Origin of the sequence: uncultured Massilia sp. (genome assembly GCF_913773735.1) — a bacterium.
GTDB lineage: Bacteria > Pseudomonadota > Gammaproteobacteria > Burkholderiales > Burkholderiaceae_D > Telluria.
The window spans coordinates 16950-36332 of the sequence record NZ_CAJYEB010000041.1 but is presented as its reverse complement, the minus strand read 5'-3'; the positions used below and the strand labels follow the sequence as shown (position 1 = coordinate 36332).

The following is a 19383-nucleotide window of genomic DNA, read 5'->3' as shown; positions in this document are numbered from 1 at the left end:
CCGTCCGATGCTCTACGACCCGACCGAACGCCGCATCCGCAGTTTCGTCACGCGCGCCGGACGCCTGTCGACCGGACAGGCGCGCGCGCTGGAAGCCTTCGGCCCGCAGTTCCTGATCGAGTACCGCAAGGAGCCGTTCGACTTCCACGCCCCGTTCGGCCGCGTCGCGCCGCTGGTGCTGGAAATCGGCTTCGGCATGGGCGGCTCCACCGTCCACATCGCCAAGGAGATGCCGGACACCGACTTCATCGGCGTCGAGGTGCACACCCCGGGCGTGGGCAGCCTGCTCAAGCTGGTCGGCGAGGAAGGCATCACCAACCTGCGCGCGATCCAGCACGACGCCGTCGAGGTGCTCAACAACATGATCGCCGACGGTTCGCTGGCCGGCGTGCACGTGTTCTTCCCGGACCCGTGGCACAAGGCGCGCCACAACAAGCGCCGCCTGATCCAGCCGGACTTCGTCAAGCTGCTGTGCGCCAAGCTGCAGCCGGGCGGCTACATCCACTGCGCCACCGACTGGGAAGACTACGCGGTCCAGATGCTCGAGGTGCTGGGCAACGAGCCGCTGCTGCAGAACACCGCCGAAGGCTATGCCGAGAAGCCGGCCTACCGGCCGCTGACCAAGTTCGAGAACCGCGGACTGAAGCTGGGCCACGGGGTGTGGGACCTGGTCTTCCGGAAAAAATAACCCCGCCGGACGCCGTCTCGTCGTTCGTCCCGCCGCCTTCGTCGCTCGTCGCTTCCGGCTTTGCCACCACCCGCGGCCTCCCTACACTGTAATCGTTGCTATATATTAACGATCACGGGAGGCCATCATGTGGCGCAGGATTGCGGACTGGTACTGGGGGTGGGAAGACGAGATGATTGCCGTGCTGGAGCGGCCGGAGCTGGCCGCCACGCTGCCGGCCGGCTACCGCCGCTACATGGGCGTGAAGCTGGCCGCGCTGTCGCCGATCGAGCGGCGCCAGCTGCGCGATTTCACGCTGGCCTACCGCGGCGCGCCGACCTGGCGCTTCCTCGCCAGGCTGTTCGTCCTGTTCTGCCTGTGCGGCGCCCTGTTGCACCTGGCGGTGCCGCGCATCCCCTGGTTCCCGGCGATCGGGGTCGCCAACCTGATCGGCTTCGGCATGGCGCTGGGCATCTGCGGCGTCTGGTTCAACTACCGCCTGATCGCCCGCATGAAATGGGGGCTGCTGGGCAAGACCATGGTGGGCGCCCTGGGCGGCGCGCTGCTCGCGTCCGTCGTCCTGCATGTCGCCAAGGGCAGGCCGGTGGCGACGCTGCTGGACGAGGTCCCCTTCATCGCCGGCATCGGCCTCGGCGCCGGCCTGCTGGGCACGCTGCCGATGCTGGTCGTGGCCCTGCTGCGCAACCGCCAGTACGAGGCGCTGGCGGCGCAGTTGCAGCAGGAGGCCGAGCGCGAGCGGCTGGCGCGCGAGCTGTCCGAGTCGCAGCTGCGCCTGCTGCGCGCCCAGATCGAGCCGCACTTCCTGTTCAACACGCTGGGCGCCGTCCAGCAGCTGGCCCAGCACGGCGCGCCGCGCGCCGCCGCGCTGACCGCCGACCTGATCGCCTTCCTGCGCGCCAGCCTGGGCGACATGCGCTGCGACCAGGTGACGCTGGAGGCGGAATTCGGCCTGGTCGCGTCCTACCTGAAGGTGATGCAGGCGCGCCTGGGCGAGCGGCTGCGCGTTCGCATCGACCTGCCGCGCGCCCTGGCCGACGTGCGCGTCCCCAGCATGATCCTGCTGACCCTGGCCGAGAACGCGATCAAGCACGGCATCGAGCCGGCGCTGCGCGGCGGCGAGATCGTCGTGGCGGCGTCGGTGGCGGACGGGGAGGGCGTGCTGCGCCTGCGCGTGCAGGATAGCGGCGTCGGCATGAGCGCGGTGCCCGGCGCCGGCCTGGGCCTGGACAACGTGCGCCACCGCCTGCGCCTGGCCTATGGCGAGGCCGCGTCGCTGGCGCTGCGCGACGCCGATCCCGGGCTGGTGGCGGACGTCGCCATTCCCTGGCCGGCGGCGCAGCCCGAAGTGTGGTCCGCAGCGCGGTCCGAAGCGCAGCCATGACCACCGTCCTGATCGCCGAAGACGAACCGCTGATGCGCGAGCGCCTGCTCGAGCTGCTGGACGCCGCCTGGCCCGAGGCGCGCGTGGTGCTGGTGGCGGAAAACGGCAACGATGCCTGGGACGGCTTCCTGGAGCACGAGCCGCAGGTGGCCTTCCTCGACGTGCGCATGCCCGGGCTGTCCGGCCTGGAGGTGGCCGAGCGCATCGGCGAGCTGGCGCACGTGGTGTTCGTGACGGCCTACGACCAGTACGCGGTCGACGCCTTCGACGCCGGCGCCGTCGACTACCTGCTCAAGCCGGTGCAGCCGGAGCGCCTGCAGCGCGCGGTGGAACGCATCCGCGCCAAGCTCGGCGCGCACCCGGCCGACCTGGGCGACCTGCTGCGCCACCTGAAGGCGGCGCTGCCGCAGGCGCGCCAGGACAAGGTACGCTGGCTGCGCGCCAGCGTCGGCCGGCAGATCCGCGTGATCGACGTCGACGAGGTGCTGTTCTTCCAGTCCGACACCAAGTACACGCGCGTCGTGCTGCGCGACTACGAGGCGCTGGTGCGCACGCCGCTGAAGGACCTGCTGAGCGGGTTGGACCGCGACAGGTTCTGGCAGATCCACCGCGGCACGGTGGTCAACGCGACGGCGATCGCGGCGGCGGAGCGGCTCGATGCGGAGCGGATGCAGGTGCTGCTGCGCGGCTGCGACGAGAAGCTGACCGTGAGCCGGAGCTTCGCGCACCTGTTCCGCGATTGAGGTGTCGCGGGCGGTTCGGTGCGCACGGGGTGCGCACCCTGCGGCTGGCGTGGGGATGGACGGCGAAGCGTAGGGTGCGCACCCCGTGCGCACCATGGCTCCGCCAGGGACGTCTACACCATCTCGCTGATGATGCCGACGATGTCGTCGCCGTAGGACGTGAGCTTCTTCTCGCCCACGCCCGACACGCCGCGCAACTGGTCGAGCGAGGTCGGCTTGACCTTGGCGATCTCGCGCAGCGTGGCGTCCTGGAACACGACGTAGGCCGGCACGCCGTGCGTGCGCGCCGTCTCGACGCGCCACCAGCGCAGTTTTTCGAAGATGGCCTGTTCGGACTTGGACAGTTCCATTTCCTCGTAGCCGCCGCGCGGCGTGGACGTGCGCTTGGGCTTGACCGGCTTCTGGTACTGGCGCAGCTGCACCGCCTGCTCGCCCTTGAGCACCGGGCGCGCCGCCTCGGTCAGCTTGAGCGAGCTGAAGGCGTCGTGGTCGACCGTGAGCAGGCCCAGCGCGATGGTCTGGCGCACGATGGCGCGCCATTCCTGCTCGCTGCGTTCCGCGCCCACGCCGAACACGGTGAGCTTGTCGTGGTGCCACTGGTTGACGCGTTCGGATGACACGCCGCGCAGCACGTCGATCACGTGGCCGGCGGCGAAGCGCTGGTCGACGCGGTAGATCGCGGACAGCAGCTTCTGCACCGGCACCGTGGCGTCGAAGGAGGTGGGCGGGATCAGGCAGGTGTCGCAGTTGCCGCAGGGACCGGAGCGCTCGCCGAAGTATTCGAGCATGCGCATGCGCCGGCAGCTGAGCGTTTCGCACAGGCCCAGCATGGCGTCGAGCTTGGACGACAGCACGCGCTTGAAGTTCTCGTCTGCCTCGGACTCGTCGATCATCCGGCGCTGCAGCACCACGTCCTGCAGGCCGTAGGCCATCCAGGCGTTCGAGGGCAGGCCGTCGCGGCCGGCGCGGCCGGTCTCCTGGTAGTAGCCTTCGAGGGACTTCGGCAGGTCGAGGTGGCAGACGAAGCGCACGTCCGGCTTGTCGATGCCCATGCCGAAGGCGATGGTCGCGACCATCACGATGTTGTCCTCGCGCAGGAAGCGCGACTGGTTCGACGCGCGCAACTGGTGGTCCATGCCGGCGTGGTAGGCCAGGGCGCGGATGCCGTGCTCGTTGAGGAATTCGGCCGTTTCCTCGACCTTCTTGCGCGACAGGCAGTAGACGATGCCGGAGTCGCCCGGGTGCTCGGTGGTGACGAAGTCGAGCAACTGCTTGCGGCCGTTGGTCTTTTCGACGATGGAATAGCGGATGTTCGGCCGGTCGAACGAGGACACGAACTGGCGCGCGTCTTCCAGTTGCAGGCGCTGGGCGATCTCGGCGCGCGTGAGCTGGTCGGCGGTGGCCGTCAGCGCGATGCGCGGCACGTGCGGGAAGCGCTCGTGCAGGATCGACAGGCGGATGTATTCGGGCCGGAAGTCGTGGCCCCATTGCGAGACGCAGTGCGCCTCGTCGATGGCGAACAGCGAGATGTGCGCCGACTCGAACAGTTCGAGGCAGCGCGGCGTCATCAGGCGTTCGGGCGCGACGTAGACGAGGTCGAGCTCGCCGGTGCGCACCATGCGCTCGATGCGCAGCGTCTCGTCGAAGCTCTGCGTGGAATTCAGGAAGGCGGCGCGCACGCCGACCTCGGCCAGCGCGTCGACCTGGTCCTGCATCAGCGCGATGAGCGGGGACACCACCACGCCGACGCCGTCGCGCAGCAGCGCGGGAATCTGGTAGCACAGCGACTTGCCGCCGCCGGTGGGCATCAGCACCAGCGCATCGCCGCCGGACGCCACGTGCTCGACGATGTCGGCCTGCTGCCCGCGGAACGCGGGATAGCCGAACACCGTCTCCAATACCTGCAGCGCGCGTTGCGGGATGTCGCTCGTCATGATGTCGTTGGATTCCTTGATTTAATCCACCCAGGCAACCAGGCCGAAGTGGGCGGTGACCAGCACGATCACCCCGAACACGATACGGTACCAGGCGAAGATCGTGAAGTCGTGCGTGCTGATGTAGCGCAGCAGCCAGCGCACGCACAGGAAGGCGGACACGAAGGCGGCCAGGCCGCCCAGGCCGAACAGCGGCAGGTCGGACAGCGACAGCAGGTGGCGTTCCTTGATGACGGAATACACGGTCGCCGCCAGCAGCGTGGGGATCGCCAGGAAGAAGGAGAATTCGGTGGCCGCCTTGCGCGACAGGCCGAACAGCATGCCGCCGATGATGGTCGATCCGGAGCGACTGGTGCCCGGGATCAGCGCGAAGCACTGGGCGCAGCCGACCTTGAAGGCGTCCAGCAGCGTCATGTCGTCGACGGTCTCGATGCGGTGCGAGCCCGGCAGCGTGCGGTGGCGGCGCTCGGCCCACAGGATCACCAGCGCGCCGACGATGAAGGCGGTCGCCACCGGCACCGGGGTGAACAGGTGTTCCTTGATCGCCTTGCTGAACAGGAAGCCGAGCACGGCCGCCGGCAGGAAGGCGACGATCAGGTTGACGACGAATTTCTGCTGGCGCGGTTCCGAGAACATGCCCTTGAGCACGACGCCGATGCGCGCCCGGTATTCCCACATGACGGCCAGGATGGCGCCGGCCTGGATCGCGATGTCGAACACCTTGGCCTTGTCGGTGGTGAAGTCGAGCAGGCTGCCGGCCAGGATCAGGTGACCCGTGGACGAGATCGGCAGGAATTCGGTAAAGCCCTCGACGAGGCCCATGATGATCGCCTTGATGGCGAGGATGATGTCCATGTATTGATCTTGTTAAGGTTGTGGGAAGTCGCTGCGGAAGGGCACGGCGCGGGCCGCAAGCTTACCACGAGGAAGCGTTTTGCCGTCGAGCTGGCGCATTACAATTGATGGCGTTTTTGCCGGAGGCAAGGGCTCGAACGACACAATTGAAGGACATTGTCAGGCGGTCAAGCGCTCCAGGTCGGCCAGGTAGACCATCGCATGGCCGCGCGTGTCGCCGCACATTTCGCGCGAGGGCGGCAGGCTGCCGCAGACGCGCGGGCGGGCCGGGTCGCCGAAGATGCGGCAGCCGTTGTGCTCGTCGAGCTGGATGCAGCGCACGCCGGCCGGCTTGCCATTCGGCATGCCGGGAATCGGCGACGAAATCGACGGGGCGATGCAGCAGGCGCCGCAGCCGGGCCGGCAACGGGTGGGTTCGGAAGAGGGAGTCACGGGAACGGTGCGGACGTCAACACAGGAATGGGCAGGCGCGCCAGTATACTACCCCCGGATACAATGCGTGACAGGCCCTTCCTTGACGGCCCTTGTCGCCAAGTCTATATTTTCGACTCAGCTTTAGTTGATGGACAGAAGCATGCCATGCTCTTTTGACACCAAGCCGCGCTGGGAGCGCCGCAAGGATGCGCGGCCCCAGGAGTTGCTGGATGCGGCCATCGACTTGTTCGTCGAACGTGGCTACGCCGCCACACGCCTGGAAGACGTCGCGCGCCGCGCCGGCGTCTCCAAGGGCACCTTGTATCTTTATTACGAAAACAAGGAAGAGCTGTTCAAGGCGGTCGTGCGCGGCAGCATCGTTCCCGTCATCGGCGATGCCGAAGCCTCGGTCGCCGGGTTCGACGGCCACAGCGCCGACCTGCTGCGCCAGCTGATCCACGCCTGGTGGAACCGGCTGGGCGCGACCAAGGTGTCCGGCATCATCAAGCTGGTCATGGCCGAAGCCGACAATTTCCCCGAACTGGCCTGCTTCTACCAGGAAGAGGTCATCAACCGCGGCACCAGGACGATGTCGGCGATGCTCGAGCGCGGCATCGCGCGCGGCGACTTCCGTCCGATCGACGTCACCATGACGACCCAGGTGCTGGTGGCCCCCATGCTGGCGCTGATCACCTGGAAGCACTCGGTCGGCCCCTGCCCGCGCGCCGAGCTCGACCCGATGGCCTTCCTCGACACCTTCCTCGACATGGCATTGCACGGCCTGCTGCCGCCCGTCGCCACCGCCGCCGCCACCGCCGCCGCCGCCCCGCCGGGCGCCGCGTGATTCCTGCTCCTGCGACCGGCACGCCGTTTTCCGGGGTTCATCCCCTCCAAACTGCAGACTGTCGCAATTTCCGCTGGCCCAGGCAATCGTGTCGCTAAGATATGTTTGCTGAAGCCGTTCAACGATAAAATATCGGATTACTTCTTTTTCCACCGAGTCTTGAAATGAATATCGAACAAGCCCGCTTCAACATGATCGAACAGCAGATCCGCCCCTGGAACGTGCTGGACCTGGACATCCTCGACCTGCTGCACGTGGTCAAGCGCGAACAGTTCGTGCCGGCCGCGTACCAGAACCTGGCCTTCGCCGACGTCGAGATCCCGCTGCCGGGCGGCGCGGCGATGTTCGCGCCGAAGATCGAGGCACGCATCATGGAAGAGCTGGCGCTGAAGAAGCACGAGACCGTGCTGGAAATCGGCACCGGCTCGGGCTACATGGCCGCCCTGCTGGCGCACCGCGCCGCCCGCGTCGTGACCGTGGAACTCAATCCGGAAACCGCCGCGCAGGCGCGGCAGAACCTGGCGAAGGCCGGCGTGAGCAACGTCACCGTCGAGCAGGGCAATGGCGCCCAGGGCTGGGGCGACGCGCAGTACGACGTGATCGTGGTCTCGGGCGCGCTGGAAGTGCTGCCGGACGCCATCCTGAAGCAGGTCAAGGTGGGCGGCCGCATCGCCGCCATCGTCGGCCAGCCGCCGGTGATGGAATCGTGCATCGTCACCCGCACCGGCGAGAACAGCTGGAATACCGTCAAGGTGTTCGAGACCAATGTGCCTTACCTGAGCGGCGCCGTGGTGCCGTCGCACTTCCAGTTCTGAGCGGAGACGACCACGATGCAGCACATCACCGCCCCCGAGTTGGCCGCCCGGCTGGCCGACCCGTCGCGCCCGAAGCCGTTGCTGCTCGACGTCCGGGAAAACTGGGAATTCGAGACCTGCAACATCGCCGGCTCCACCCAGATTCCGATGCACCTGATTCCGATCCGCGTAAGCGAGCTGGATGACGAGCGCGAGATCGTCTGCGTGTGCCACCACGGCGCGCGCAGCATGCAGGTCGCGGCTTTCCTCGAACGTAACGGATTCAGCAACATCACCAACCTGACAGGCGGGATACACGCCTGGGCCGTGCAGGTCGATCCCTCGATGCCGAAGTATTGACGGCGGCCTGTGTCCTCAACTAGAACTCCGACGGAGAAAGTAATGCAGAAACCCCTCATCGCCGTGCTGTTGGCCAGCGCTTTTTCGCTCCACGCGCAGGCGGCCGATTTGCTCCAGGTGTACCAGCAGGCATTGGCGAACGACGCCACCTATGCCAGCGCCCGCGCCTCCGCCGCGGCGGGCCGCGAACGCATCACCCAGGGGCGTGCGGGGTTGCTGCCGACCGTCGGCGTCACCGGCGAGGTCACGCGCGTCAAGAACGACCAGGCCTCCTGGAACGAGGGCCAGATCATCGATCCGAACGATCCGTTCTCGACCGTGCAGGGCAACGAAGGCAGCGCCACCACCAAGAGCTACACGATCTCGCTGCAGCAGCCGCTGTTCCGCTGGGACCGCTGGGAAACCTACCAGCAGAGCAAGCTGCAGCAGGCGATCTCGGAAGCCCAGTTCGCCCAGGCCCAGCAGGACCTGATCGTGCGCGTGGCACAAGCCTATTTCGACGTGCTGGCCGCCCAAGACACGCTGGAATCGACGCGCGCCCAGAAGGTCGCGACGACCGAGCAGCTGGCCTCGGCCAAGCGCAACTTCGAGGTCGGCACCCAGACCATCACCGATACCCACGAAGCCCAGGCCGCCTACGACCTGGTGGTGTCGCAGGAGCTGGCGGCGGTGAACGACCTGGAAAACAAGAAGACGGCGCTGCAGGCCATCATCGGCACCGCGCCGGCGGCCCTGGCCACGCTGCGCACCGGCGTGGCCCTGACGGCGCCGCAGCCGGCCAACGTCGACCAGTGGGTGTCGGCGGCCGAGAACCAGAACTACGCGGTCAGCGTGGCCCAGTTGCAGCTGGAGTCGGCCAAGCGCGACATCTCGAAGAACCGCGCCGGCCACTACCCCACGCTGGACCTGGTCGCCGCCTCGCGCCACTCGCGCACCGACGGCCAGACCTATTTCTCGGGCCGCCAGACCGGCAACTCGGTCGGCGTCCAGTACAGCATCCCGATCTTCCAGGGCTTCGCCGTGACCAGCCGCGTGCGCGAATCGATCGCGCTGGAAGACAAGGCGCGCAACGACTTGGAAGCGAACCGTCGCAACGCGGCGCTGACGGCGCGCCAGTCCTTCCTGGGCGTGAACACCGGCATGGCGCAGGTGAAGGCGCTGGAAGCGGCGGAAGTGTCGAGCAACTCGGCGCTGGAATCGAACAAGCTGGGTTACCAGGTCGGCGTGCGCATCAACATCGACGTGCTGAACGCCCAGCGCCAGCTGTACCAGACCCGCACCGACCTGGCCAAGGCGCGCTACAACACGATCCTGGCCGGCCTGCGCCTGAAGGCGGCCGCGGGCTCGCTGCGCGAGGAAGACCTGCAGCCGGTGAATGCATTGTTGCAGCAGCCGTGAGCGAACACGGCAGCGGTAACGAAATAAATCGTTAACTTAAAAATCGTCATCCCCGCGAAGGCGGGGATGACGTTTTTATGGCGCAGGACTGACGTTTTTATGGCGCGGGACTGACGTTCTTGCGAAGACGATGAATCCTGTTTTCAAGCCGCCTTCTGCTCGGCCAGCTTGCGCCACGCGATCATCTCCGCAATGGTCAGGATCGGGAAGCCGCGCTCGCGGGCGAACCGCTCGATCGCCTCGCCGCGCATCATGGTGCCGTCCTCGTTCATCAGCTCGCACAGCACGGCGGCCGGCTGCAGGCCCGCCATGATCGACAGGTCGACGGACCCCTCGGTGTGGCCGGCGCGGCCCAGCACGCCGGCCGGGTTGGCGCGCAGCGGGAACACGTGGCCCGGGCGCACCAGGTCGGCCGGCTTCGCGTCGGCGGCGATGGCGGCGCGGATCGTGGTCACGCGGTCGGCGGCCGAGACGCCGGTGGTGACGCCCTCGCGCGCCTCGATCGAGACGGTGAACGGGGTGCCGTAGCGGCTGCCGTTCTCGGCGGCCATCGGCGGCAGGTCCAGCGCGCGCACCTTGTCGGCCGACAGGCACAGGCAGACGATGCCGCTGCATTCGCGGATCATCAGGGCCATGGTTTCGTTCGTCAGTTTTTCGGCGGAGACGATCAGGTCGGCCTCGTTCTCGCGGTCGAAGTCGTCGAGCAGGATGACGGGGATGCCGGCGCGCGTGGCCGCGAGGGCCGCGGCGATGCGGCCCGCCAGGTCGTCGCTTTGCAGGACGAAGCTGGTGCTGCTGGTGATGGTGGTGGTGGTGGTCATTGAGACGCTCCTCGCAATGGTCGATAGCTAGCGAAAAACGCATCAGGGCAAAGCGCAGCGGCGCGTCCGCGCATGCCGTGGCGGCACGCGGACGCGTGATGACGCACATCTTCTTTCATCCGGACTATACCGTCGGCCCTGGCATCTCACCAGGTCTGCTGACCTTGCATTGCAAGCGCTCGCGGGCTCGGCCGTGATGGCCATACCGCCGGTGGGGAATTCCACCCCGCCCCGAAGACGTATCTGAGTGTCCGTGTTACACCACGGACCGGAAGATTGTAGCAGGGCCGTGCGAACCCTGCCGGGAACCGCTCAGCTGGCCAGTCCGCCGCCGCCGGCATGGTCGGCGCGCTGGATCAGCTCGACCTTGTAGCCGTCCGGGTCGGTGATGAAGGCGATCACGGTGCTGCCGCCCAGGACCGGACCCGGTTCGCGGGTGATGTTGCCGCCGGCGGCGCGCACCTGGTCGCAGGTCTGATAGATGTCTTCGGCCGACAGGGCGATGTGGCCGTAGGCGGTGCCCATCTCGTACTTGTCGACGCCCCAGTTGTAGGTCAGCTCGATCTCGGCGTGGTCCGGGTTGTTGCCGTAGCCGACGAAGGCCAGGCTGTACTTGTACTCGGGATTCTCGCTGGTGCGCAGCAGCTTCATGCCCAGTACCTTGGTGTAGAAGTCGATGGAGCGCTGCAGGTCGCCGACGCGGAGCATGGTGTGCAGGAGGCGCATGGTTGTCCTTGTTCGTGTGTGGGGAAAACCGCGATTCTATGCGCTCGTCCGGATTTTTGCAGGTGCCGGCGCGAATGCGGGGGCGGTGCGCACCCCGTGCGCACCATGAACGTCGGCGTTACGCCTGCAGCTTCGCGTCCAGCGTGATCTGCGCATTGAACAGCTTCGACACCGGGCACCCTTCCTTGGCCTTGCGCGCCGCTTCCTGGAACGCTTCCTCGCTGGCGCCCGGAATGGTGGCGACCAGTTCCAGGTGCACGGCCGTGATGGCGAAGCCGCCTTCGACCTTGTCGAGCGAGACGGTGGCGCTGGTTTCCAGCTTCTGCGCGGTCATGCCGGCCTGGCCCAGCTGGCCCGACAGGGCCATCGTGAAGCAGCCGGCATGCGCCGCCGCCAGCAGTTCTTCGGGGTTGGTGCCCGGACCGTCTTCGAAACGGGTGTTGAAGCCGTACTGGGTGTCCTGCAGCACGCCGCTCTGCGTGGAGACGGCGCCCTTGCCATCCTTGAGGCCGCCGCTCCAGACGGCATTGCCCTTGCGCTTGATCGTCATGACATCCTCCTTGGTGAGTTATTTGCCGGCTGGCGCGATGCGCCAGACGATGTTGCCGACGTCGTCCGCCAGCAGGATGGCGCCATCCTTCGCCACCGCGACGCCGACCGGACGGCCGTAGGCCTGTTCATCCTTGCTCAGGAAGCCGCCCAGCACGTCCTGGGGCGGGCCGCTCGGCTTGCCGTCGGCGAAGGGGACGAACACGAGCTTGTAGCCGGAATGCGGCTTGCGGTTCCACGAGCCGTGCTGGCCGATCAGGGCGCCGTTCTTGTACTGCGGCATCAGGTTGCCGTCGTAAAAGGCCAGGCCCAGCGAGGCCGTGTGCGCGCCCACGGCGTAGTCGGGCACGAGCGCCTTGGCGACCAGGTCCGGACGCTGCGGCTTGACGCGGTCGTCGACGTGCTGGCCGTAGTAGCTGTACGGCCAGCCGTAGAAGCCGCCGTCCTTGACGCTGGTGATGTAGTCGGGCACGAGGTCGTTGCCGATCTCGTCGCGCTCGTTGACGGCGGTCCACAGCAGCTTGCTCTGCGGCTGGAAGGCCAGGCCGTTCGGGTTGCGCAGGCCGCTGGCGAACACGCGCGCCTTGTTGCTGGCGATGTCGTATTCCCAGATCGCGGCGCGGCCTTCCTCGGCCGGCATGCCGTTCTCGGCCACGTTGCTGTTCGAGCCGACCGTGATGTACAGCTTCTTGCCGTCCGGCGACGCGATCACGTTCTTGGTCCAGTGGTGGTTCAGGCCGGCCGGCAGGTCGAGCACCTTGCTGCCCTTGGCCGCGATGCTGGTCTCGCCGGTCTTGTACGGGAACTTCCACAGCGCGTCGGCATTCGCGATGTACAGGTCGTTGCCGACCAGCGTCATGCCGAACGGCGAATTCAGGTTCTGCATGAACACGGTCTTGCTCTCGGCCGTGCCGTCCTGCTTCAGGCCGCGCAACAGCACGATGCGGTTGGGCGATTCCACGCCGGCGCCGGCCTTCTTCTGCGCCATGCCCTGCACCTTGGCGCGGATGCCGCCTTCCTTCGGCCCGTCCTTCGGCTTGTTGCTCTCGGCGACCAGCACGTCGCCGTTGGGCAGCACGTACAGCCAGCGCGGGTGGTCCAGGCCGCTTCCATACGGCGTGGCCGCCAGGCCTTGCGCCGGCACCGGGCGCGTGCCCTGCGGCCATGGCTTGGCCTCGGCCACGTTGAGGGTCGGGATCAGCGACTTCTGCGGCGCCGGCAGCGCGGGGTTCGGCCCCCAGCCGACCGGATACTGCTGGGCGGAAGCGGACAGGCTGAGGGCGCCCAGCAGGGCGGCCGCCAGCGGCAGCAGGGTGGCGCGTGGGGTCATCGGTTCTTTCCTCCGTCGGGGATGGTCGAGTCGTGGTCGCGCATGTCGCGGTTGCGGTCCGGTTGCGGGTTGGCCTGGGCGCCGTCCTTCGGTGTCGGGTTGACGGCCTGGCTGATGCCCGGCGTGCCGCGCGCCTCGGTGTCGACGAGGCCCTGCTCGAGGTCTTCGGCGGCCTGCTTCATGACGCCGCGCGGGCGCTGGTCCTGGCCGTCCGGCGATTCGTCGCGCTCGTGCGGCGAGCGCTTGTAGCTCTGTTCTTCGATCTTGCGGTCCGTGTTCACGAACCGGTCTTTTTCTTCCTGCGGCATGGCAGCCTCCGATGACTGGATATTGTTGAAATCCTAATACTTCGCGGAGAAGCCGGTCGCGCAATTGGATGATGCTTTTTTGCAATGGAATGATTACCATGGTGTTTTCCCGACGATTGCCCGGAACTGCCGTGAACACTGAAGCGCTCGACCACCACGCCGCCAGCGACTGCCCGAATTGCGCCGCCGCCGTCTCCGGCAATTTCTGCCACCAGTGCGGGCAGGAGACCGTGCTGCATCCGCCCAGCATCCACGAGTTCCTGCACGAGTTCATCGGCCACTACGTGGCGCTCGAAGGCAAGCTGTGGAAGACCCTCGGCCTGCTGCTGTTCCGCCCGGGCCGCCTGACGCTCGAATACCTGGCGGGCCGGCGCGTGCGCTACGTGCAGCCGCTGCGCGTCTACCTGACCTTCAGCCTGATCTTCTTCGCCATCTTCAAGTTCATGGGGGAGACCCACGAGATCGCCGGCGTGAAGGTCGGCGGGATGCCGGTCGTGCAGGTCGGCGACGAGGAAATCGCGGAGCGCAAGCGCGAGCGCGCCGAGTTGCAGGCCGAGCTGGAAGCGCAGAAGAACAAGGAGGAACTGGCGAAGTTCGAGGGCCTGAAAAGCATCGAGGACGGCCTGATCGACAATTTTTCGGGCGACAACGGCAAGCACATCAAGACGGCGTTCTTCGGCTACGCGCCCTACGCCGTGTTCGCGCTGATGCCGCTGTTCGCCCTGCTGCTCAAGCTGCTGTACCTCGGCTCGGGGCGGCGCTATGGCGAACACCTGCTGTTCGCGCTGCACACGAACGCCTTCGCCTTCCTGGTGCTGGGCCTGATGGTGCTGACGCGCGGACTCGCCCCGGCCGTGGGCAAGCTGCTGTTCCTGTGGATGCTGCTGTACCTGCCGATGGCGATGCGCCGCGTGTATGGCGGCGGGCGCTTCGCGACCTTCCTGCGCTGGTCCGTATTGATGACGTCGTACATGGTGATCATGGGTATCGCGATCGTGAGCGTGCTGTACATGATCGTGCAGCATTGAGGCTGGCCGCCGCGTCGCAAGCCGCAGGAGCGCGACGCGCTTGCAGGAAGCGCATGCGCCCAACTATACTGTGCGTTTGTACAGTATTTGCCGAGTTGCGATAGTGCAGAAGCCGGACGAATCGGTTAATCTTCTGTCTCCTTGATCCCTGCCGCCGAGAGCCATGTCCGTCACGTCCCAACCGCAACAAACCATCGCGCTGGTCGTGCGTCACAATACGGCCGGCATCGACGAGCCGGTCAAGGCCATCGTCGACTTCCTGCATGCGGCCGGCTACCGCGTCGTGTTCGAGCAGGAAACCGCGGTCCACGTGCAGGTGGCCGGCATCGACGCGATGACGATGGCCGAAATCGGCGAGCACTGCGCCACCGCCATCGTGGTGGGCGGCGACGGCACCATGCTCGGCGTGGCGCGCCAGCTGGCGCGCTACCAGGTCTCCCTCATCGGCATCAACCAGGGCCGCCTGGGCTTCATGACCGACATCCCGATCGACCGCATGCTGCCGGCGCTGGGCGAGATCCTGAACGGCAAGGCGCGCGCCGAGGAGCGCACGCTGCTGGAGGCGCGGGTGATGCGCGGCGGCGTCGAGATGCACTGCTCGGTCGCGGTCAACGATGTGGTCGTCTCGCGCGGCACCGGGGCCGGCATGGCCGAACTCAAGGTGTCGGTGGACGGCCAGTTCATGTACAACCAGCGCTCGGACGGCCTGATCGTGTCCACGCCCACCGGCTCCACGGCGTACGCGCTGTCGGCCGGCGGCCCGCTGCTGCATCCCACGCTGGCCGGCATCGTGCTGGTGCCGATCGCGCCGCACGCGTTGTCGAACCGGCCGATCGTCGTGCCGGACCGCAGCGAGATCGTGGTCGAGATCGTCAACGGCCGCGACATCAGCGTGAACTTCGACATGCAGACCTTCGCCAGCCTGCAGCACGGCGACGAGATCGTCATCTCGCGCTCGCCCGACACCATCACCTTCCTGCATCCGGAAGGGTGGAGCTACTACCACACGCTGCGCGAAAAGCTGCACTGGAACGAAAACCCGTCCGGCGACACCAAAGCCAGGTAGCCCGACGCCACCAACCATATCGGTTCAAAGCACCAACAGGAGATGTGTTTCTTCATGCTGCGCACACTGACCATCCGCGACTTCGTCATCGTCGACACGATCGAGCTCGAGTTCTCGAACGGCTTCACGGTCTTCACCGGCGAGACCGGCGCCGGCAAGTCGATCCTGATCGATGCGCTCCAGCTCGCCCTGGGCGGACGCGGCGACGCCAGCATGGTGCGCGAAGGCGCATCCCGGACCGACATCAGCGCCGACTTCGCCCCGACGCCGGCCGCGCGCGCCTGGCTGGAACAGAACGCGTTCGCGCTCGACGACGGCGGGGCGCTGCTGCGCCGCGTGATCGACAACGCCGGCCGTTCCAAGGCCTACATCAACGGCAGCGCCGCCACCGCCGGCCAGCTGCGCGAGCTGGGCGAGCTGCTGGTCGACATCCACGGCCAGCACGCGCACCAGTCGCTGCTCAAGGGCGACGCCCAGCGCGCGCTGCTCGACAACCAGGTCGCCGTGCGCGATCCCGGCGCCGCCGAGCAGGTGCGCGCGGTCGCCGCCACCTACAAGAGCTGGAAGGCGCTGGCGCGCCAGCGCGAGGAATACGAGACCAACGCGAAAAACGTGCTGCTCGAGCGCGAACGCCTCGAATGGCAGGTGGGCGAGCTCGACAAGCTCGCCGCCAAGCCGGGCGAATGGGCCGAGATCAGCAACGAGCACAGCCGCCTGTCGCATGCCGCCAGCCTGATCGAAGGCGCGCAGGAAGCGCTGAACGCGCTGTCGGAGGCGGAGCAGCCGATCCTGTCGCAACTGTCCTCGCTGAACCAGAAGCTGGCCAAGCTGGCCGACGTCGACGCCGGCCTGCAGGCCGTGCTCGACTGCATGGAGCCGGCCCGCATCCAGCTGCAGGAAGCGGTGTACGCCCTCAACACCTACGTCGACAGGATCGAGCTGGACCCGGAGCGCCTGGCCCAGGTCGATGCGCGCCTGGACGCCATCCACGGCACGGCGCGCAAGTTCCGCGTCACGCCCGAGGAACTGCCGGACGAGCACGCCGCGCTCAAGGCCAAGCTGCAGCAGCTGGCCGACGCCTCCGACGTCGAGGGCCTGAAGCGCCAGGAAGAGAAGGCGAAGGGCGTCTACCTGGACGCGGCGCGCAAGCTGTCGGCGACCCGCGCGGCGGCGGCGCAGCGCCTGTCGGCGCAGGTGTCGGAAGCGATGCAGGAACTGTCGATGAGCGGCGGCCGCTTCGAGGTCGCGCTGAACCCGTGCGAGCCGGCCAGCTACGGCCTGGAACAGGTCGAGTTCATGGTGGCGGGCCATGCCGGCGTGGCCGCGCGGCCGCTGGCCAAGGTGGCGTCGGGCGGCGAGCTGGCGCGCATCTCGCTGGCGATCGCCGTCATCACGGCGCACGCGACCACGGTGCCGACGCTGATCTTCGACGAGGTCGACACCGGCATCGGCGGCGGCGTGGCCGAGGTCGTCGGGCGCCTGCTGCGGCGCCTGGGCCAGGACCGGCAGGTGCTGTGCGTGACCCACCTGCCGCAGGTGGCGAGCCAGGCCAACCAGCATTTCCAGGTGGCCAAGGGCACGACGGCCGCCGGCAAGACCGTCTCGCGCATCGACGTGCTGGACAACAAGGCGCGCGTCGAGGAAGTGGCGCGCATGCTGGGCGGCATCGAGATCACCGAGACCACGCGCAAGCATGCGCGCGAGTTGCTGGCGTCCTGACGCCGGTTTTCGTGTCCCCGTCGCACCGATCGATCATATCAACTCGGCAATAGAATAGGCCCCACTTATAATGGGGCCACCTCCACGTCCCTACGCTCCCATGCCCTTTCGCCCGGAACCACCCCACCAGCACGGCACCGTCGCCCGCAGCGCCATCGTCCTCGTCAACCTCGGCACGCCCGACGCCCCCACCCGCGGCGCGGTGCGGCGCTACCTGAAGCAGTTCCTGTCCGACCCGCGCGTCGTCGAGATCCCGCGCGCCGTCTGGGCGCTGATCCTGCACCTGGCGATCCTGCCGTTCCGCTCGGGCGAATCGGCGAAAAAATACCAGTCGATCTGGATGCGCGAGGGCTCGCCGCTGAAGATCTACACGGCGCGCCAGGCCGCCATGCTGGGCCGGACGCTGGCCGAACGCGGCCACCAGGACGTCGAGGTCGTCATGGCGATGCGCTACGGCGCGCCGGCGCTGCCGGACGTGCTGGACGAATTGAAGGCGCGCGGCGTCGAGCGCATCGTCGTGCTGCCCGCCTACCCGCAGTATTCGGGCACGACCACGGCGTCGGTGTGGGACGCCGTCTTCGACCACTACAAGCAGGTGCGCAACGTCCCGGAACTGCGCCTGGTGCGCAACTACCACGACCACGACGGCTATATCGAGGCGCTGGCGAAGTCGGTGGAGGCGTACTGGGACGCGCACGGCCGCGGCGACAAGCTCCTGATGAGCTTTCACGGCGTGCCCAAGCGCACGCTCCAGCTGGGCGACCCCTACCACTGCGAATGCCACAAGACGGCGCGCCTGCTGGCCGCGCGCCTGGGCCTGGGGCCGGACCAGTACCTGGTCACCTTCCAGTCGCGCTTCGGCAAGGCGGAATGGCTGCAGCCCTACACGGCGCCGACCGTGCAGCAGCTGGCGCGCGACGGCGTGCGCCGGCTCGACGTGATGTGCCCGGGCTTCACCAGCGACTGCCTGGAGACGCTGGAAGAAATCAACATGGAAGTGCGCCACGATTTCGAAGCGAACGGCGGCCAGGAATACCACTACATTCCGTGCCTGAACGATGGCCAGGACTGGATCGTCGGCCTGGCCGAGATCGCCGAACAGCACCTGATCGGCTGGCCGACCATGCTCAGTCCGGCGCAGCTGGCGGCGCGCAAGCGCGACGCGCAGGTGGGGCGAGAGCATGCGCTGACGCTGGGAGCCCAGGGTCAGAGCCCGGTGTTGCCTTTGGAAGGGCTCTGACCCGGGTTGCCGGTGTTGCCTTTCGAAGGGCTCTGACCCGGGTTGTCGGTGTTGCCTTTCGAAGGGTCCTGACCCGGGTTGCCGGTGTTGCCTTTCGAAGGGCCCCGACCCGGGTTGTCGGTGTCCTCGTTCAAGGGACGCCGGCCCCCGGTCTTGAACATCGATTCGCCAGGGTGGGCATCCTTGTCCTCCCTGCGCGAAGCGCATTCTGTCCGGCCCTGCGGCCGCCGACCCGGCAAGCCCGGGTCGTTTTCATCTCAGCTGTTAAAATGGCACGTTTTGTGGCGCCGACAGCCTGGCGAAGCAGATTGCCGCCAGCGTCAACAGGGTGTACAGCACCACGGCGCCGCTGATCAGATGCAGTTTCATGACTGTTCCCCCATATGACATGTCTTATGGGAAACATAGTGACATGCGTAATTGATGACAGGGACTGCCGGTTGGTAAATGTTGTAACAAAAGATGACTATCCGGCACATGTTGACGTTGCAATTCCCCTTGAAAGTGTAGGAGATCGCCTCATATGGGGGGCTGTACGACGAAAGCATCCGTCCCATCCATCAGCCAAGTCCTTGATTCCAGGAGTTTTTTCGATGCAAGACCAAGACAACCAAGATGTTGCCAAGCAACCCGAGCTGGACGCCGCACCGGCGGCCGAGCAGCAGACGGCCGCGCCGGCGCAATCCGGCCTCGAAGAACAGCTGAGTGCGACCGAAGCCAAGCTGGCCGAGACCCACGATGCCTTCATGCGCGCCAAGGCCGAGGCCGACAATGTCCGCCGCCGCGCCCAGGAAGACGTCGCCAAGGCCCATAAATTCGCGATCGAAAGCTTCGCCGAGGCGATGGTCCCGGTGCGCGACAGCCTGGAGATGGCCCTGAAAGTGGAAGCCCCCACGGTCGAGTCGATCAAGGAAGGTGTCGAGATGACGCTGAAGCAGCTCACCGCCGCGTTCGAGAAGAACCGCCTGGTCGAAGTGATGCCGGCGGCCGGCGAGAAGCTGGACCCGAACAAGCACCAGGCCGTGGCCGTCGTGCCGTCCGAGCAGGAAGCCAATACCGTCGTCGCCGTGCTGCAGAAGGGCTACATGATCGCCGACCGCCTGCTGCGCCCGGCCATCGTGACCGCCGCGGCACCGAAATAATGTTGCGTTGAGGCTTCTTCAAGCTCTTGAAAGCAAGCGGTAT

The 19383-nt window shown here is 67.0% G+C and carries 20 protein-coding genes and 1 riboswitch; of the genes, 12 read left to right on the top strand and 8 right to left on the bottom strand.

Going from position 1 to position 19383, the window contains the following annotated elements; all coding sequences use genetic code 11:
• The first annotated feature begins 7 nt into the window (after window positions 1–7).
• From trmB to QZ749_RS21020, 3 genes are all read left to right on the top strand, one after another.
• Window positions 8–688 (top strand): tRNA (guanosine(46)-N7)-methyltransferase TrmB, encoded by a 681-nt coding sequence (gene trmB / locus QZ749_RS21030; protein WP_296951374.1) that lies wholly within the window; start codon window positions 8–10, stop codon window positions 686–688.
• A 127-nt stretch (window positions 689–815) separates the two neighbouring features.
• On the top strand, window positions 816–2069 hold the full coding sequence (locus tag QZ749_RS21025) for a sensor histidine kinase (protein WP_296950929.1): 1254 nt from the start codon (window positions 816–818) through the stop codon (window positions 2067–2069).
• Window positions 2066–2812 carry a LytTR family DNA-binding domain-containing protein gene (locus tag QZ749_RS21020; RefSeq protein WP_296950926.1) on the top strand — a complete coding sequence of 249 codons (747 nt, stop codon included), beginning with the start codon at window positions 2066–2068 and terminating at the stop codon, window positions 2810–2812. The genes QZ749_RS21025 and QZ749_RS21020 overlap by 4 nt, the downstream gene beginning before the upstream one ends.
• 113 nt (window positions 2813–2925) lie before the next feature.
• Here QZ749_RS21020 and recQ read toward each other — a convergent pair whose 3' ends face one another.
• The 3 genes from recQ to QZ749_RS21005 all read right to left on the bottom strand — a co-directional run bounded on the left by recQ (window position 2926) and on the right by QZ749_RS21005 (window position 6033).
• Window positions 2926–4746 carry a DNA helicase RecQ gene (gene recQ, locus QZ749_RS21015; protein WP_296950923.1) on the bottom strand — a complete coding sequence of 607 codons (1821 nt, stop codon included), beginning with the start codon at window positions 4744–4746 and terminating at the stop codon, window positions 2926–2928.
• A 21-nt stretch (window positions 4747–4767) separates the two neighbouring features.
• Window positions 4768–5601, bottom strand: coding sequence for an undecaprenyl-diphosphate phosphatase (locus QZ749_RS21010; protein WP_296950921.1), 834 nt, complete (start codon window positions 5599–5601; stop codon window positions 4768–4770).
• Window positions 5602–5760: 159 nt separating this feature from the next.
• Entirely contained in the window at window positions 5761–6033 is a 273-nt protein-coding gene (locus QZ749_RS21005) for a YkgJ family cysteine cluster protein (protein WP_296950919.1), read from the bottom strand.
• A gap of 142 nt (window positions 6034–6175) precedes the next feature.
• Here QZ749_RS21005 and QZ749_RS21000 point away from each other — a divergent pair, with 142 nt between their 5' ends.
• From QZ749_RS21000 to QZ749_RS20985, 4 genes are all read left to right on the top strand, one after another.
• Window positions 6176–6859, top strand: coding sequence for a TetR/AcrR family transcriptional regulator (locus QZ749_RS21000; RefSeq protein WP_296950914.1), 684 nt, complete (start codon window positions 6176–6178; stop codon window positions 6857–6859).
• Between the two features lie 164 nt (window positions 6860–7023).
• Window positions 7024–7674 carry a protein-L-isoaspartate O-methyltransferase gene (locus QZ749_RS20995; protein WP_296950910.1) on the top strand — a complete coding sequence of 217 codons (651 nt, stop codon included), beginning with the start codon at window positions 7024–7026 and terminating at the stop codon, window positions 7672–7674.
• Window positions 7675–7689: 15 nt separating this feature from the next.
• Complete coding sequence (locus tag QZ749_RS20990) at window positions 7690–8013, top strand: rhodanese-like domain-containing protein (RefSeq protein WP_296950907.1); 324 nt, start codon at window positions 7690–7692, stop codon at window positions 8011–8013.
• 42 nt (window positions 8014–8055) lie between these two features.
• Entirely contained in the window at window positions 8056–9411 is a 1356-nt protein-coding gene (locus QZ749_RS20985; RefSeq protein WP_296950904.1) for a TolC family outer membrane protein, read from the top strand.
• A 143-nt stretch (window positions 9412–9554) separates the two neighbouring features.
• On the opposite strand, the gene ribB is transcribed toward QZ749_RS20985, so the two are convergent.
• The 5 genes from ribB to QZ749_RS20960 form a co-directional block, all read right to left on the bottom strand.
• The gene (gene ribB, locus QZ749_RS20980) at window positions 9555–10232 is read right to left on the bottom strand and encodes a 3,4-dihydroxy-2-butanone-4-phosphate synthase (RefSeq protein WP_296950901.1); all 678 of its coding nucleotides are present in this window, start codon (window positions 10230–10232) and stop codon (window positions 9555–9557) included.
• 103 nt (window positions 10233–10335) lie between these two features.
• A riboswitch (FMN riboswitch) is annotated at window positions 10336–10475 on the bottom strand.
• Between the two features lie 69 nt (window positions 10476–10544).
• A complete protein-coding gene (gene gloA / locus QZ749_RS20975) occupies window positions 10545–10958 on the bottom strand; it encodes a lactoylglutathione lyase (protein ID WP_296950897.1) in 414 nt (137 codons plus the stop codon).
• Between the two features lie 118 nt (window positions 10959–11076).
• On the bottom strand, window positions 11077–11508 hold the full coding sequence (locus QZ749_RS20970; RefSeq protein ID WP_296950894.1) for an OsmC family protein: 432 nt from the start codon (window positions 11506–11508) through the stop codon (window positions 11077–11079).
• A gap of 18 nt (window positions 11509–11526) precedes the next feature.
• Entirely contained in the window at window positions 11527–12837 is a 1311-nt protein-coding gene (locus QZ749_RS20965; RefSeq protein ID WP_296950891.1) for a sorbosone dehydrogenase family protein, read from the bottom strand.
• Window positions 12834–13145 (bottom strand): hypothetical protein, encoded by a 312-nt coding sequence (locus QZ749_RS20960; protein WP_296950888.1) that lies wholly within the window; start codon window positions 13143–13145, stop codon window positions 12834–12836. The genes QZ749_RS20965 and QZ749_RS20960 overlap by 4 nt, the downstream gene beginning before the upstream one ends.
• 131 nt (window positions 13146–13276) lie before the next feature.
• Here QZ749_RS20960 and QZ749_RS20955 point away from each other — a divergent pair, with 131 nt between their 5' ends.
• From QZ749_RS20955 to grpE, 5 genes are all read left to right on the top strand, one after another.
• Window positions 13277–14173, top strand: coding sequence for a DUF3667 domain-containing protein (locus QZ749_RS20955; RefSeq protein ID WP_296950885.1), 897 nt, complete (start codon window positions 13277–13279; stop codon window positions 14171–14173).
• A gap of 163 nt (window positions 14174–14336) precedes the next feature.
• Complete coding sequence (locus QZ749_RS20950) at window positions 14337–15239, top strand: NAD kinase (RefSeq protein WP_296950884.1); 903 nt, start codon at window positions 14337–14339, stop codon at window positions 15237–15239.
• Window positions 15240–15293: 54 nt separating this feature from the next.
• Window positions 15294–16958 (top strand): DNA repair protein RecN, encoded by a 1665-nt coding sequence (gene recN / locus QZ749_RS20945; RefSeq protein WP_296950881.1) that lies wholly within the window; start codon window positions 15294–15296, stop codon window positions 16956–16958.
• A gap of 100 nt (window positions 16959–17058) precedes the next feature.
• Window positions 17059–18198 (top strand): ferrochelatase, encoded by a 1140-nt coding sequence (hemH, locus tag QZ749_RS20940; RefSeq protein WP_296950876.1) that lies wholly within the window; start codon window positions 17059–17061, stop codon window positions 18196–18198.
• A 593-nt stretch (window positions 18199–18791) separates the two neighbouring features.
• Window positions 18792–19340: a nucleotide exchange factor GrpE gene (grpE, locus tag QZ749_RS20935; protein ID WP_296950873.1), complete on the top strand. Its 549-nt coding sequence runs from the start codon at window positions 18792–18794 to the stop codon at window positions 19338–19340.
• Window positions 19341–19383: the final 43 nt, after the last annotated feature.

Excerpts from the sequence above, each read along its gene's own strand:
- grpE (WP_296950873.1), top strand. The coding sequence starts at position 18,792 with ATGCAAGACCAAGACAACCAAGATGTTGCCAAGCAACCCGAGCTGGAC.
- QZ749_RS20950 (WP_296950884.1), top strand. The coding sequence starts at position 14,337 with ATGTCCGTCACGTCCCAACCGCAACAAACCATCGCGCTGGTCGTGCGT.
- QZ749_RS21020 (WP_296950926.1), top strand. The coding sequence starts at position 2,066 with ATGACCACCGTCCTGATCGCCGAAGACGAACCGCTGATGCGCGAGCGC.
- recQ (WP_296950923.1), bottom strand. The coding sequence starts at position 4,746 with ATGACGAGCGACATCCCGCAACGCGCGCTGCAGGTATTGGAGACGGTG.
- QZ749_RS21010 (WP_296950921.1), bottom strand. The coding sequence starts at position 5,601 with ATGGACATCATCCTCGCCATCAAGGCGATCATCATGGGCCTCGTCGAG.
- ribB (WP_296950901.1), bottom strand. The coding sequence starts at position 10,232 with ATGACCACCACCACCACCATCACCAGCAGCACCAGCTTCGTCCTGCAA.
- QZ749_RS20995 (WP_296950910.1), top strand. The coding sequence starts at position 7,024 with ATGAATATCGAACAAGCCCGCTTCAACATGATCGAACAGCAGATCCGC.
- QZ749_RS21025 (WP_296950929.1), top strand. The coding sequence starts at position 816 with ATGTGGCGCAGGATTGCGGACTGGTACTGGGGGTGGGAAGACGAGATG.
- QZ749_RS20990 (WP_296950907.1), top strand. The coding sequence starts at position 7,690 with ATGCAGCACATCACCGCCCCCGAGTTGGCCGCCCGGCTGGCCGACCCG.
- recN (WP_296950881.1), top strand. The coding sequence starts at position 15,294 with ATGCTGCGCACACTGACCATCCGCGACTTCGTCATCGTCGACACGATC.
- gloA (WP_296950897.1), bottom strand. The coding sequence starts at position 10,958 with ATGCGCCTCCTGCACACCATGCTCCGCGTCGGCGACCTGCAGCGCTCC.
- QZ749_RS21000 (WP_296950914.1), top strand. The coding sequence starts at position 6,176 with ATGCCATGCTCTTTTGACACCAAGCCGCGCTGGGAGCGCCGCAAGGAT.
- hemH (WP_296950876.1), top strand. The coding sequence starts at position 17,059 with ATGCCCTTTCGCCCGGAACCACCCCACCAGCACGGCACCGTCGCCCGC.
- trmB (WP_296951374.1), top strand. The coding sequence starts at position 8 with ATGCTCTACGACCCGACCGAACGCCGCATCCGCAGTTTCGTCACGCGC.
- QZ749_RS20965 (WP_296950891.1), bottom strand. The coding sequence starts at position 12,837 with ATGACCCCACGCGCCACCCTGCTGCCGCTGGCGGCCGCCCTGCTGGGC.
- QZ749_RS20960 (WP_296950888.1), bottom strand. The coding sequence starts at position 13,145 with ATGCCGCAGGAAGAAAAAGACCGGTTCGTGAACACGGACCGCAAGATC.
- QZ749_RS20985 (WP_296950904.1), top strand. The coding sequence starts at position 8,056 with ATGCAGAAACCCCTCATCGCCGTGCTGTTGGCCAGCGCTTTTTCGCTC.
- QZ749_RS20970 (WP_296950894.1), bottom strand. The coding sequence starts at position 11,508 with ATGACGATCAAGCGCAAGGGCAATGCCGTCTGGAGCGGCGGCCTCAAG.